Source organism: Psychrobacter sp. Ps7, assembly GCF_022129225.1.
Lineage (GTDB): Bacteria > Pseudomonadota > Gammaproteobacteria > Pseudomonadales > Moraxellaceae > Psychrobacter > Psychrobacter immobilis_A.
In genome coordinates, this window is the sequence record NZ_JADQAH010000004.1 from 55963 (window position 1) to 70053 (window position 14091).

A 14091-nucleotide genomic window follows, 5' to 3' on the forward strand; every position below is an offset into this window, starting at 1 on the left:
TACTTTCAGTCGGATTGTCTCAATAATATAACAACATATCCTTATGGATACTTTCGAAAATAAAGGAAATTCCTATGACTACAGTTTTAGTCATTGACGACTCACCATCTGAGATGGCGAAATTTCGCGACATGCTTGCCAGACATAATTTTAAAGTATTAGAGGCCATAAATGGTGAGCAAGGTTGCCAGATGGCGATTGATCACTTACCAGATGTCATTTTAATGGACGTGGTTATGCCTGAGATGAACGGTTTTCAGGCCACTCGCAAAATTACTCGAGGTAAAACCACCGCGCATATTCCAGTGATTATGATCAGTACCAAAAATCAGGAAACCGATCGAGTTTGGGGAAAACGCCAAGGCGCTAAAGAGTATATGGCAAAGCCCGTTGACGAAAATGGATTGGTTAATATCATTCGTAAAGTAATGGAGTAGATTGTGGCTTCCAGAGGGTTTATTGAGCTTCTGCGTTTAGCAGACTTGGCACGCGCGCGCAAAAGTGGTCGCCGCGGTGGACAAGAGTATGACTGGCAAGGTGTGGTATTCGAGATTGGCGGACAGCGGTTAGTTGCACCGATGGGTCAAGTATCAGAAGTATTGGCCATGCCAGAGTATACCAGCTTGCCTCTAGTGAAGCCTTGGATGCTAGGCATCGCCAATATTCGCGGACGCCTATTGCCAATCACCGATTTGTCTCAGTTTCTACAGGTTCCTAGTCGTTTAACGCAAATGAGCCAACGAAAAGTCATTGTCATTGAACATGACAATCTCTTTTCAGGACTGTTAGTGGATCAAGTTATTGGGATTGAACAATTTACGCATGATCAATACCGTGCCGAAGCTATAGAGCCTAATTCGCCCTTTGCTCCTTATAATCATGGTAAGTTCTTTAAAAATGAGCAAGATTGGTATGTTTTTATGCCAAGCCTGCTCGCACAAGACTTGCAGTATACCGATGCTGCAATATAGCAGTCGATAACAGCTATCTGGCTGCTATAACGATGACGAAATAATAGCGAATGACATGATACGGTTGGGTGTCAGTATTCATACAGGCTTTGCTAATCACTGTTGTTTTTATAACAATAAGATTGTCAAAGTCAGTCACGATGAGACTTTGATGATTGTTTGAAAGGAATACGTACGATGAGTGATGTTATAAAGAAACCTGTAGCTGGTACGACCAATACAACAGATGGCAAGGACGCTAATAGCAAGTGGAAGTTATTGTTAGGGTTTTTTGTGCTAATAAGTGTGGCCTGCCTGATTTGGCTGGTCAATTCGTTATCGTCAGTAAGTCAGTACTTGGCTGATTTTAATCAATCCGTTACTTTACCAGCGATTATATTTGTCGTAGGGGTATTAGGCATCCTCTTTGCTCTGTATCAGTTACTGAAGCAGCGTGGGGGATCAGAGCGCCTACTCATTGAAAAAGAAACCTTGCGTCGTCGTCAGGAAGCAGAAGCGGAATCTGAGCGAGCGCGTCAAATTCAAGAAGAAAACGAACGTAACCAGATTGCTATTCTACGTTTACTTGATGAATTGGGTGATTTAGCAGAAGGTGATTTGACGGTTAATGCCACCGTATCAGAAGATTTTACTGGGGCAATTGCTGACTCAGTGAACTTTGCGATTGACCAATTACGTCAATTGGTTTTGGTTATTAACAACACGGCTGACCGCGTTTCGCAGTCTTCAGACCAAACACAGATGAATGCAGTCGAACTTGCTGAAGCATCTGAGCACCAAGCACAAGAAATTGCTGGTGTATCAGCGGCTATTAATGAGATGACAGTATCGATTGACCAAGTTTCGAACAACGCTTCAGAATCAGCGACTGTTGCTCAGCGCTCAGTAGCTATCTCTCATAATGGAGCGGAAGTTGTACAGCGCTCTATTGAAGGTATGAACGTGATTCGTGATCAGATTCAAGAGACCTCAAAACGTATCAAGCGTCTTGGTGAGTCTTCGCAAGAAATTGGTGATATCGTTGGTTTGATTAATGATATTGCTGACCAGACCAACGTTTTGGCATTGAATGCTGCTATTCAGGCATCGATGGCAGGTGAGGCCGGTCGAGGCTTTGCGGTCGTTGCTGATGAAGTCCAACGTCTTGCTGAGCGTTCAGCTAACGCTACCAAACAGATTGAAACCTTGGTGAAAACCATTCAGGCAGATACCAACGAAGCCGTTATGTCAATGGAATCGACGACCTCTGAAGTTGTGCGCGGTGCACGCTTGGCAAAAGATGCTGGTGAAGCCCTAGAAGAAGTGCAGAGCGTTTCTAATACCTTGGCTGACTTGATTCAAAACATCTCAAACGCCGCTTTGCAGCAGGCAGAATCTGCTGGTCACATCTCTCATACGATGAATATTATTCAAGATATTACCTCACAGACCTCTTCTGGCACAATGGCAACCGCGCGCTCTATTGGTGAGTTGAGCGAAATGGCTGCAGCATTGCAAGAGTCAGTCACTGGTTTTAAAGTGTCGAACGATGATGAGCTACTAGAAAACGAGATGTTGGACACCGAAGAAGCGTTATCAGCAAGTGTGTAATGACAAGTGTTAACGTCAAGTAGGTGTTAGACCACTGACCGTCTTTAAATTAATGTGTTAATAATATGCTGTGCAGATACGATGATTTGCAGCAGTGACTATAGCAGGTGACGTGAATAATTTTACTCAACCAGACAGCAATTCCATCAAAGCAGTCAAGCCCTCGTTGATTAAGGGTTTGCTGCAGGCAGACAGTTTTGATGTGCAGCAGTGGCAGCGATATATAGAACAAGAGATTGGTTTCGTTCTACCCAATGTCCAGCTGCAATGGTTGATAAATGCGATTGAACACACGGCATTATCACATGGATTGACAGTTGAAAAGCTGTGGTGTCAACTACCAAAAAACGATGAAGTACGCCAGCAGTTATTGGATAAAGTACTGATTCACGAAAGTCGTTTTTTTCGCCATATGCCTTCTATCGATTTTGTCACAAAGTGTGCATTACAGCATCAGCGCCAGCAGCTTACTGCTACTAGTACTGATCGTGGTCACAACAATGATGCTAATGATTTATTTCGCATTTGGAGTGTTGGTTGTGCCAGTGGGCAAGAAACATGGTCATTGGCGATGAGCTTGGCTTCTGAACAATTGATTAATTATACGATATTGGGTACAGATGTTAGCCAACAAGCCATTACAAAAGCACGACTAGGGCAGTATGATAAGCGGCAGCAGACGTTAATTCCAGACCTGTGCCAGCAGTTCGTTCAGTCATTGCGAGCTAAGTGTGATATCAGTCAATCGCATTTTTATAAGGTGTCTACCGCAAAAAAGGCGATGACTGGCACTCAGACCGACTGGCAGATTGCGCCAATGCTACGACGCTATGTTAGCTTCGCTTTACACAATATTATTGAGCAAAAACCACCCACTTCGCACCTTCAGCATGTCATTATCTGTCAAAATATGCTGCTATATTTTCGCAAGTTTGATCAGCGTGATATTTTGGCAAGGCTATCAGAGCAGTGTGCGTTAGGTGGATATATTATATTGGCTCCAGGTGAGGCGTTGTTTTGGCGTCCTTCAAATATGCGCCGTATTGCGCACCCACAGGTTAATGTGTGGCAAAAAATTAATGTCTAGATTAGTGCCTAGACAAGTTAGGATAACCCTATGAAAAACCAGCCCAATGACATAGTGACGCTTGAGTGGTTATTACCACTGTTTAATCAGCAATTATCACAGATATCTGATGGCTGGCAGTTAGACGCTGATAGCACTGATTATGATCAGATGGTGCAACATTATCATCAGGTTGGCGGCGCGCTAACGATGATTCGCCTCAGTTTATTAGCAAATCTTGCTAATAAACTGAGCTTGCTGGCAGATGTGAGCAGTCGCGAGCGTATTTCTGCTAACGACCGCCGCATTGGTCAGTTTTCTCATCGCTTGCTACAGCGTGAATTGAATCAATACGCAGGTATGGGTAATCACAACACCATTTTAATTGATAATGCTGCTGACGAGCTTACTCAAGCGCTAGCGAAACTGGGGGTAGCGCCAGATATCTCGGTCAGCTTGGCGAATACTCAGCATAATAATCTAAATAATCATGCTATCGATGATCATATTATCGATGGTATCAATAGCATCGAAGTGATGATGCCGGCGAATAGAACGGCGACGCATTTAGCTGATTATCACTATCAACAATTATTACTGGTTTGGCGACAGCAAGTACAAGCATTATTGAGTGCTAATACCAATCAACCGTCCTTATTGACTACACTAGAAAGAGTCAGCCAATACTTATGGCAGACCACTCAACATGATGACTTACAACGCCTTTGGTACTTAACGGAACTGTGGCTAAATGACCTTGCTCATAATGACACCCCATTACCTGAGCATTATGCGTCATTGCTAAGTCAGCTGGATCAAGTAATAGAGTCTCGCACTCAGCAAGCTGAGTTGTCATCAAGCGTTATTCGAAGCTTAATCATAAGGGTGTATATCGAACTAAATAGCCTTGCTCAAAGTAGCAAGCGCACTCTGTCACTTCTAAATAATTTGTCGCAAACGTCGTCAACGGGATCACGCTTTTTACCACGTATACTCAGTGAGCTTGAGACACTTATCTTTACTTTGGATAAGCCAGACACGCTTCTTGTTCCTTTACAGAAAATACAAAGTCAACTCGAAGGTCGAGGTTGGACTTATTACGTGTCGCAAATACATGAAATTGTTACAGACATAGAGCAGGCTCTATCATCAGAAACAGGATTTGCACAAGAACAATGGCAGATTGAGCGTCAGCTTCAAGAGCTATATAACGCTATCTATCATACTGAACAGACGATATCTCTCAAGATAGGGGATGCTGCTTCTTTTACGACATTGTCTGCAACGTTTGAAGGTATTGAAACGCAGTCGGAAGAAAGTCTTGCGACAGCTTCTGTTGGTGGAAGTTTACGTGAGCTGCGCATCGCGGTAGAAGATGTCAAACAAAGCTTCCATGAATATGTACAGCGTCAAGACATTGACTTACTGCCCATTGCTGCTGATTTTACCGATATTGGCGATGCTTTTGCCGACATGGGATTGCCATCAATTCGTCAAACCATGAATGATATGGCAAGTATATTTACACAATTGACCATTCATGAGATTGACGTACTCAGTTGGGATGTGACTCAGGCATTGGCTGAAGGACTAACGTCTATTGAATTGTTGCTTGACTACCTTGCGCAGCAGGTTTTTGACCCGCAGCTATTAATGCGGGCAAATGAGTATACTGCGACTGCCGCCCAACTTCTTACTCATTATATTGCATCGCCAGAGACCATTAAAGACACTTTCCTTACCCAAAAATCTGTAGCGACCAACGTATTGCGTTACGATGATAGTGGCGAGATTGCTCCTGCTAATAGTCAAAATGATGTTGCTAACCAAGCTTTGACTGATGTAGATAATGAGCGTGTGGTAGGGCAAGATGCGGCTGATGATGATAGTACCGAGAGTGAACCATTAACGCGTGCTCGTGAACAAGTTAAGCCTGATAATTTTGAGATGGACGCAGAGATTCGTGACATCTTTATCGAAGAGGTGACGGAAGTCATTGCTGATTTAGAAGACTTTTTACCTATCTGGCAGCAAGACTCAAAGGATTTAACCCCACTCACTGAAGTGCGTAGAGGGTTCCATACCTTAAAAGGCTCAGGACGTATGGTTGGGGCTTTTAGCATCAGCGAGATGGCATGGTCAATCGAAAATCTGCTCAATCGTCTGTTAGATAAAACGCTGCCTGTCACAGATGACGTCGTAAATCTGGTGATGGATACGGCAAAACGGCTACCAGCATTAGTGATAGATTTTGAAGCGCAACAATCTCCAAGCTTTGATCCTGCTGTCACTATTCTACAAAGCCATAATCTCATGACACAGCAACCTATCAATGCTGGGCTGACCATATTAGATGCTGTCACTGCTGATTCAGACTCAGCATTAGAACTATCGCAACCATTTGATGATGATGCTGAATTGCTAAGTGCTCTCGACATGAGCAATGAGTCAAACGAGACAACTGCTGATAGTAAAAAGAGCACTGCTGTTGCTTACTTATCTGCTATTGATATTCCAGCGATACTCAAACCCTTTATGCAAGAAACCGAGCAGCTAGCGGCAGATGCTCATGATGCCGATCCTGATATTAAAGAGATATTTTTAGAAGAAGCTGATGAAGTATTGGCTGAGATTGTACCTTTATATGAAGATTGGCGATTATTGCCAGCTGACTTAAGCGGATTGGTGGATATTCGTCGTGGGTTCCATACCTTAAAAGGTTCCGGTCGTATGGTCGGTGCAAATTATACGGCTGAGCTGGCTTGGGCTATAGAAAATATGCTTAATCGCATTTTGGATCATAGTGTGACTGTCTCAACAGATATGCGTCAGCTTATTGCGGATGTGCTAGCTGCCTATCCTGCGATGCTAACAGTATTTGAAAATGACAGCCAAAACTATCCGGTGATGGTGCCTTTATGGATCGCATGCGCCAATGCCTACAGCAAACAGCAAGGGGACGAATTTAGCTATTCTGCCTTGTATGAGCAAGCATCAAATAGTTCTGAGGATGAGACCATCCAAGCGTCAGTACTATCGCCTGCTATTGATGAGCATAGCCCGACCCAAGATAATCTTAATACAGCGATAGATACCACGCTGCAGACGATTAATTCTGTCAATGAAATGATAGCAGAAGCGCCTATTTATTTAGCACCGCAAAGCGAAGAAGAAAAAATGTTTTGTGAGATTTTTATCGACGAAGCAGAAGGACTGTTGCAAGATATTGACCAATTCGTTGATGAGCATCAAGATCAGTCTTATATTGAAGTGACGGATGAGATTGTACGCGCATTCCATACCTTGCGAGGGGCTTCAGGTTCTAGCGCTTTAGCAGCGATCAGCGAGGTTAGCGCAACGATAGAGCATAGCTTAGAGCTACTACAGCAGCAAGATACTGCGATGAATGCTCAACATCTAGAAGCATTGGCGAAGTCTGCTACGCTAATGGACGGTTATTTAAACAACTACAAGCAAAACGTTCAGCCGCAAAATATATCGATCGAAGATGCACAAAGTCAGCAAGACATAGCCTCATTGCAAGCCATGCTTGGTGATCAATACGTCATTAGCGATGATAAGGTCACGGCTGATAACAAACCAACGATAGAGCAGTTGTTGGATAATAATATTGATGAACTATTGGATGCTGAGTGGGAATTAGATGACGCACTTAATCACTCTGAGACAGCACATGTTCAGGGCTATATATCGCAGCAAATATCGCAAATAGCTTACTTAGCCAATAAAGCAAAAGCGTTTCCAAAATTCACTTTTATTCTCAATGAGTTGGGTCACGCTTATGCCTATTTGAGTGATAATATTGATACAGCAAGAAATATCGATACCCAGTCGGTTTTACACGCTGGTCATGCTCAACTGGTTGGTTTGTTCGATGCATTGGCTGGTAGCACGTCATTGAAGATTGATCAACAAGTTATTGAAGATCTACAACGTATTTACCAAGACGATGATAGCAATGGTGATGAGGGTATCTTTGTCGTGAGAGCCGTTGCAGCACCTGAGCTACAGCTTGAATCTATTGATACTGATGCTGAGCTATTAGAGATATTTTTAGAAGAAGCTCAAGAGCTCGATGCCGCGCTGGATGAGAGTTTTAATAAGTGGCGTACTGATATAAGCAATATAAATGCGTTAAAAGTTTTACAGCGCCATCTGCACACTATCAAAGGTGGTGCGCGAATGGCAGGTATTCGTAGTATTGGTGATCTGACCCATGAAGCTGAAAGTGTCTATGAAGCATTTGTAGAGAATAGAAGAATACCGACAGCACAATGGCTTGAAATAATGCAAATAGTGCAAGACACAATGTCGTTGCAAGTACTGCATATCGTAAATCATAAAAAATCATTTTTTGCCTCAGCGCTGATTGAGCAACTACAACAGTTTGTAAAAGCCCAAGCCTTGCCAGAAACGGTAGAGCTAATCATACCTATTCCGAAAACCCACTTCGAACCTGAAGCACAAAATAGGGTGGCTAACAACGCTCACCTCAGCGCTGACGTATCTGATACCTTGAGCCTAGACATGATGATTAAACAGTCATGGGCGAATGGTTTGCCAGATCCTGATATATTGTCGGTGTTTTTAGAAGAAGCTGAAGAGCTCACCAATCGTAATAAGTATCTGCAACTGTTCTTAAAAGATACCAATAATACGACAGCATTACAGGCATTGCAGCGTGATTTGCATACCATCAAAGGTGGCGCACGAATGGTCACCGCAGCTGGTATCGCTGATCTGGCACATGAAATGGAATCGGTTTATACAGATTTTGTAGATAATCGTCGTCCTGCTACCAAAAAAGTATTGGAGTTGCTGGTTGCCAGTCATGACTGGCTTGCTGATGCGATCTCTATCCTTAGACAACATGTCAATCCACCGACGCCTGCGCTATTGATTGAGGCATTGCAGCAATTTAGTAAAAACCCTGACAGCCTAAAGCAAATTCCTAAAGAATCCCTACAATCGCAGCATGAAGCGCTCTTTATTGCTAGAGAGCAGCAAGACTCACAGTATCTGGCAAAAGATATTAGCGAGATGCCTTCTATGCTCAGCAGTACGGGTGAGGAAGATCAGAGTGCCAATAATAATGAGATGATTCGTATCTCAGGTGGTTTGATCGAGCATATGATTAACCTGTCTGGTGAGTCAGCCATCAACCGTGCTCGTATCGATATGGGCATGAGTAGCTTGACCAATAGTATCGAAGATATGGGTATTACGGTACAGCGCTTGGCTGATCAGTTACGTCGAATGGAAATCGAGCTTGAGGCGCAGATCTTGTCGCAGATAGACGATGAGCTGATTAATCATGAAGGGTTTGACCCTCTAGAGATGGATCAATATTCTTCTTTAAATCAGTTATCCAAATCTTTGACAGAGTCAGCCTCAGATTTGATTGATATTAATCATACTCTATTAGAAAAAACACGAGACAGTGAAAGCCTTTTATTACAGCTGTCTCGTACACAGACCGAGTTACAAGATGGGCTTATGAATTCACGTATGGTGCCGTTTACGCGCTTAACGCCACGTCTTGAGCGTATCGTACGACAAACTGCCAATGAGCTGAATAAATCTGTTGAATTAACGATCATCAATGCCGATGATGAGATGGATAGAACCATTCTAGAGCGCATCACTTCACCGCTTGAACATATGCTCCGTAACGCCGTCGATCATGGTATCGAAAATACCTCAACGCGTTTAAAAGCAGGTAAAGAGCGTAGTGGGCGTATTACTCTTGAGGTAAATCGAGAAGGTAGTGAGATTGTCATTCAGTTAATAGATGACGGTCGCGGCATCGATGTAGAAGCCGTTCGTAACAAAGCCATTTCTCAAGGCTTGATTGATGCAAATGATAATAGCCTAACTGATCTTGATATCATGCAGTATATTTTCCATGCTGGATTGAGTACCAGTAAGCAAGTGACGCAGATTTCTGGACGTGGTCATCAGCGAGATTCGTCAATTAGGTGGCGCTGTATCGGTTGTCTCAGAGCTGGGTAAAGGCTCACGCTTTACGATGCGCTTACCACTGACGGTTGCGGTATCTGATGCATTGGTTGTGCGTGCCGCGGATCGCTATTATGCGATACCTTTGGTACAGATTGAGCGTGTGGTAAGGATTAATCCAGAGAAGCTTTATGACTATTATCAGTCAGGCGATGCAACGTTGAACTTTGAAGATGTTGATTATCGAGTGCGTTATTTAAATGAGATTTTGTCAGGCAATGAGCTGAATGAGCTGGTCGTTAATACCAATACCAGTTTGCCACTCATTATCATTAAGAATCGTAGCGGACAAAATATTGCATTGCAGGTTGATCAGATTGCAGGGTCACGTATTGAAGTCGTGGTCAAACCTCTAGGACAACAGTTATCGAATCTACCAGGTATTTCAGCAGCGACTATCATGGGCGATGGTTCAGTAATGCTTATCTTAGACCTGATTGCTTTGATGCGTAATGCGCAGTTGGTCAAAAATATCTCGCAATCTGCTGATTCTAAACGGAGTCGTTTAGAGTTTAAGTCTACTATTTTAGTGGTTGATGACTCTGTTACCGTACGTAAAGTGACGTCACGTTTCTTAGAGCGCCAAGGGTTTACTGTGGCGGTGGCAAAAGATGGTATCGATGCGATTGAGATATTACAAGACATGATACCAGACATGATATTGCTCGACATTGAGATGCCACGCATGGATGGTTTCGAGGTGGCTACTCAAGTGAGACACAGCAAGCGCTTACAACATATCCCAATCATCATGATCACATCACGTACAGGTGAAAAGCATCGTGAGCGTGCACTGGAAATTGGTGTGAATGATTACATGGGTAAGCCATTCCAAGAACAAGAGCTACTTAATAAAATCCAGCACATACTGGGTCAAAAGGTCAGCTTAACTTATGAAGGATAATGCACGTGTCTTGGCGCTAAGAGGAAAAAACAAGGATGATATTAAGGTGATGGTAGTGGCAGAAGACCATCATCAGCGTATGGCCTTTTCAGATACTGTACGCAGTTGTGGTTTTAGCCTTGTTGGCTGTATGTCACGGGCGCAACTGCAAGAAAAACAGGGGCGCTCTGATACCTCGATTGACATCTGGCTAATAGATAGTGATTACGACGACAGTGTGGTAGCCGCGACCACGGCATCTAAACCTGCTGCGGTGTTGGTGGGTTTTAGTCAAGCACCTTACCTAAATGAAGCGCCGCAATATGCGAAATGGCAGCGCAAATTAAAGCGTAAGCTGGCACATATGCTGGCATTACCCGTTTTAATGGATGCACCCGTGCACAAACCTGATAATGCTGATGTAGACTGGCGCTACGTGGTATTTTTGGGTGCTTCTATGGGCGGGCCGAGTGCTATAAAAGAATTTTTGGATAACTTGTCGGCGACGCTACCGGTATGTATTTTGCTGGCGCACCATTTTAATAAAACGATGATTGGCACACTGCCACGCATCCTGAATCGCCATAATGACTGGCATTGTCAGGTGATTACTTCTTCGCAGCGTTTAAGAGCAGGCCAGTGTCTTATAGCTCCTATTGATAAACAGATTGTTTGTGACTCTACCGGTCGAGTCATATTACTAGAGCAAGCTTGGGAGGGTGAGTATAAGCCCGCGATTGGTCAGATTCTCAAAAACACCAGCGACGTTTATGGTAGCGAGCTTATCAATATTATATTTTCCGGCATGGGTAATGATGGTTCGCAGTATCTGGATCTCATTCAAGAAAATAACAGTCAATTGTGGGTACAAGATCCCAGCTTAAGCGCTTGCCCAAGTCAACCTCAGGCGATTATTGATTCAGGGTATTGTGGTTTTATTGGCAGTCCAGCCGATTTAGCACAAAAACTAACAGACTATATTGATGAAAGATTAGTAGTAGCCTCTTTGCATTAACTGATTGTGAGCGATGTATGAAACAAATTTTGAAACATTCGTTTGAGGCAGTGAGTTTACTGACCACAAATAACGGTATGCTTGATGTCACTATTGTGCCAGCATTTGACCAACCTGACTGGCTTATTCCAAGCAGCCTGATTTTGAGTGTGGATGATTATAATGAGCGCACGGCAACCTATGAATGGCAGCAGCAAAAGGTAGTGGTATGTCATCTGCTACCACAGGATCAAATGCCAGATACCATGATTGTATTAGAGGGTAATACTACCGATCATCGCTTAGCTTTACAAACGGCAGGCGAGCTGCACCACCGACAAGTGCGTATTTCTGAGGTCAAAGATATTGACGTTCCTGAGCAATTTAACAGCCCTAAGCATGCCGATAATATAGACAGCGACAAAACAGCCCTACCTTTTGATGAAAACGTTATGCTATCCTATCTTTTTCAAACGGTTATGATCGATGATAAAGCTTATTTGGTGCCCGACTTAGACAAAATTGCGCATCAATTGGTCGATTTAGACAGTTAGCTTCTCGCTTATATCAGGGTTATTTTTCACTATCAGAGAAATAGGGTTACCCAATTACTTTGATGATTGCTAATCGTTGAATGAGTGGTTGTTTTGTCTATAACATTGATGATAGATAATTAGTGATGAGGGTAATAGGACAGCTCATGAATAGTACCAATTCAAATGTGTCAAAGTGGCCAGTTAGCAGCCGGATATTTCACTGGATCAGTGCCGTTTTACTGTTGGTTACGTGGATAATGATTCTGTTGTACGATAATCTGGATAACAATCTTTATATTGGGTTGCATAAAGCGTTTGGTATTAGTTTGTTATGTTGGATGATAGCACGGGTGCTTAATCGTGTATTTATTAAGGCGCCGCCACCTGTACCGATGCCAAAGTGGCAGTTATTAGCCTCTAAACTGTCGCATTTTGGCTTATATGCCTTATTAATTGCAATGCCAATAGCTGGTTTGCTGATGTCCGTTTATGGTGGACGCCCCGTCGATATTTTTGGCTTGTTTCAAATCCCTGTATTTGTTACACCAGATAGAGGGTTGGCACGCTTTTATAATGACCTGCATACTGATATTATTTGGCCGACCATTATTGCCTTTACACTTATTCATATCGGTGCTGCTCTATATCATCAGTTTGTCAAAAAAGACAATTTGATAGCGCGTATAAAATAATAGTAGGCTGCTATAGGTAAACTTACTATTTCATGCAATATAAAAAAGCCCTAAGTTATGATACTTAGGGCTTTTTTGTTTTTCTAAGACAGCGCTTATTTTTTGTGTTCAGGTAGACTGATATTCATCTCTAATACGTCTAGGCTGTCCTCAGAACGATGATTGATATTCACATCATCAATCTGTACGCCATTGACGTATTTGTTGACCACTTCTAAAATCTCACGTTTCATTTTTTCGATACGATCAGCTGTTAAGCGGTTGTTTAAGCGATTTTCGCTCGCAACGATAACCTTAAGACGCTCAGTAGCCATATTAGCGCTACCTGCGCTACCACTGTCGTCAGTACCAAATAGGCTACTCCAAAATCCTTTTTTCTTCGTCATCATTGACCTCCAAACCAGCGCTGTAATAGACTCTTTTTCTTCACGTCAATATGACGTAGTGGGCGTTCTTCACCTAAGAAGCGGGCGACGATGTCATCATAACATTGACCAGCAACTGAATCGGTATAATGAATAACTGGCTCACCATGGTTAGATGCTTCAAGCACTGAGTGACTTTCAGGAACAACCCCAAGTAACGGAACTTTTAGGATATCATTTGAAATAGTATCAATGTCCATCATCTCGTTGGCTGCTGCACGCTCAGCATTATAACGAGTAATAATCAAATGCTCACGTACAGAGCCTTGGTTTTCTTCAACCTTTTTGGTCTGGCTTTGCAAGATACCGATAATACGGTCTGAGTCACGCACTGAAGAAATCTCAGGGTTGGTGACGATGATTGCTTCATCAGCATGATACATGGCGAGTTGTGCACCGCGCTCAATACCAGCTGGTGAATCACAGATAATATAGTCGAACTGCTTAGACAGCTCAGACATAACCTCTGCCACCCCTTCGTCTGTCAGGGCGTCTTTATCACGCGTTTGACTGGCGGGTAGGATATACAAGTTTTCAAGCTGTTTGTCTTTGACCAGTGCTTGCGACAAGCGTGCGCTACCAGTGATGACATCAACAAAATCATAAACAATTCGGTTTTCACAACCCATGATTAAGTCTAGATTACGTAGACCCACATCAAAATCGATAACGACTGTCTTATAGCCACGCAATGCTAAACCTGCGGCAAAAGAGGCACTTGTCGTGGTTTTGCCCACACCGCCTTTACCTGAAGTGATTACAACTATCTTCGCCACAATGGCACACTCCTATGAATCAATGGGATATCTTTTATATAAAAAAATAGCGCAATTGCACATTATTCACATGCTATATATACACTACCTGCGAAGGTAGCCTAGCATAAATAAACAAA

Annotated in this window: 10 protein-coding genes and 1 pseudogene; 9 read left to right on the forward strand and 2 right to left on the reverse strand. The window is 43.0% G+C overall.

Annotated elements, in window-relative coordinates:
* The first annotated feature begins 74 nt into the window (after positions 1–74).
* The 9 genes and pseudogenes from I3257_RS02575 to I3257_RS02615 all read left to right on the forward strand — a co-directional run bounded on the left by I3257_RS02575 (position 75) and on the right by I3257_RS02615 (position 12771).
* Complete coding sequence (locus tag I3257_RS02575; RefSeq protein WP_045444033.1) at positions 75–437, forward strand: response regulator; 363 nt, start codon at positions 75–77, stop codon at positions 435–437.
* A gap of 3 nt (positions 438–440) precedes the next feature.
* The gene (locus tag I3257_RS02580; RefSeq protein ID WP_055124771.1) at positions 441–971 is read left to right on the forward strand and encodes a chemotaxis protein CheW; all 531 of its coding nucleotides are present in this window, start codon (positions 441–443) and stop codon (positions 969–971) included.
* Positions 972–1334: 363 nt separating this feature from the next.
* Positions 1335–2561, forward strand: a pseudogene (locus I3257_RS02585) (methyl-accepting chemotaxis protein); the annotation flags it as partial.
* A 112-nt stretch (positions 2562–2673) separates the two neighbouring features.
* Positions 2674–3648 (forward strand): CheR family methyltransferase, encoded by a 975-nt coding sequence (locus I3257_RS02590; RefSeq protein ID WP_238048729.1) that lies wholly within the window; start codon positions 2674–2676, stop codon positions 3646–3648.
* Positions 3649–3678: 30 nt separating this feature from the next.
* Positions 3679–9660, forward strand: a complete 5982-nt coding sequence (locus tag I3257_RS02595) for an Hpt domain-containing protein (RefSeq protein ID WP_238048730.1) — start codon at positions 3679–3681, stop codon at positions 9658–9660.
* Positions 9599–10570, forward strand: coding sequence for a response regulator (locus I3257_RS02600; protein ID WP_238048731.1), 972 nt, complete (start codon positions 9599–9601; stop codon positions 10568–10570). The genes I3257_RS02595 and I3257_RS02600 overlap by 62 nt, the downstream gene beginning before the upstream one ends.
* Positions 10560–11564 carry a chemotaxis protein CheB gene (locus tag I3257_RS02605; RefSeq protein ID WP_238048732.1) on the forward strand — a complete coding sequence of 335 codons (1005 nt, stop codon included), beginning with the start codon at positions 10560–10562 and terminating at the stop codon, positions 11562–11564. Before I3257_RS02600 ends, I3257_RS02605 begins: the two co-directional genes overlap by 11 nt.
* 17 nt (positions 11565–11581) lie before the next feature.
* Positions 11582–12097, forward strand: a complete 516-nt coding sequence (locus I3257_RS02610) for a hypothetical protein (protein ID WP_193009023.1) — start codon at positions 11582–11584, stop codon at positions 12095–12097.
* 146 nt (positions 12098–12243) lie between these two features.
* The gene (locus I3257_RS02615) at positions 12244–12771 is read left to right on the forward strand and encodes a cytochrome b (RefSeq protein ID WP_109591815.1); all 528 of its coding nucleotides are present in this window, start codon (positions 12244–12246) and stop codon (positions 12769–12771) included.
* 95 nt (positions 12772–12866) lie between these two features.
* On the opposite strand, the gene minE is transcribed toward I3257_RS02615, so the two are convergent.
* Together minE and minD are read right to left on the reverse strand one after the other, a co-directional pair.
* Positions 12867–13157 carry a cell division topological specificity factor MinE gene (gene minE / locus I3257_RS02620; protein ID WP_055124765.1) on the reverse strand — a complete coding sequence of 97 codons (291 nt, stop codon included), beginning with the start codon at positions 13155–13157 and terminating at the stop codon, positions 12867–12869.
* Complete coding sequence (gene minD, locus I3257_RS02625) at positions 13157–13972, reverse strand: septum site-determining protein MinD (protein ID WP_045444058.1); 816 nt, start codon at positions 13970–13972, stop codon at positions 13157–13159. The genes minE and minD overlap by 1 nt, the downstream gene beginning before the upstream one ends.
* Between the last annotated feature and the right edge of the window lie 119 nt (positions 13973–14091).

What these genes read in the sequence shown, in the direction of transcription:
- minE (WP_055124765.1), bottom strand. Translation starts at nt 13,157, where the DNA reads ATGACGAAGAAAAAAGGATTTTGGAGTAGCCTATTTGGTACTGACGAC.
- I3257_RS02615 (WP_109591815.1), top strand. Translation starts at nt 12,244, where the DNA reads ATGAATAGTACCAATTCAAATGTGTCAAAGTGGCCAGTTAGCAGCCGG.
- I3257_RS02595 (WP_238048730.1), top strand. Translation starts at nt 3,679, where the DNA reads ATGAAAAACCAGCCCAATGACATAGTGACGCTTGAGTGGTTATTACCA.
- I3257_RS02610 (WP_193009023.1), top strand. Translation starts at nt 11,582, where the DNA reads ATGAAACAAATTTTGAAACATTCGTTTGAGGCAGTGAGTTTACTGACC.
- I3257_RS02575 (WP_045444033.1), top strand. Translation starts at nt 75, where the DNA reads ATGACTACAGTTTTAGTCATTGACGACTCACCATCTGAGATGGCGAAA.
- I3257_RS02605 (WP_238048732.1), top strand. Translation starts at nt 10,560, where the DNA reads ATGAAGGATAATGCACGTGTCTTGGCGCTAAGAGGAAAAAACAAGGAT.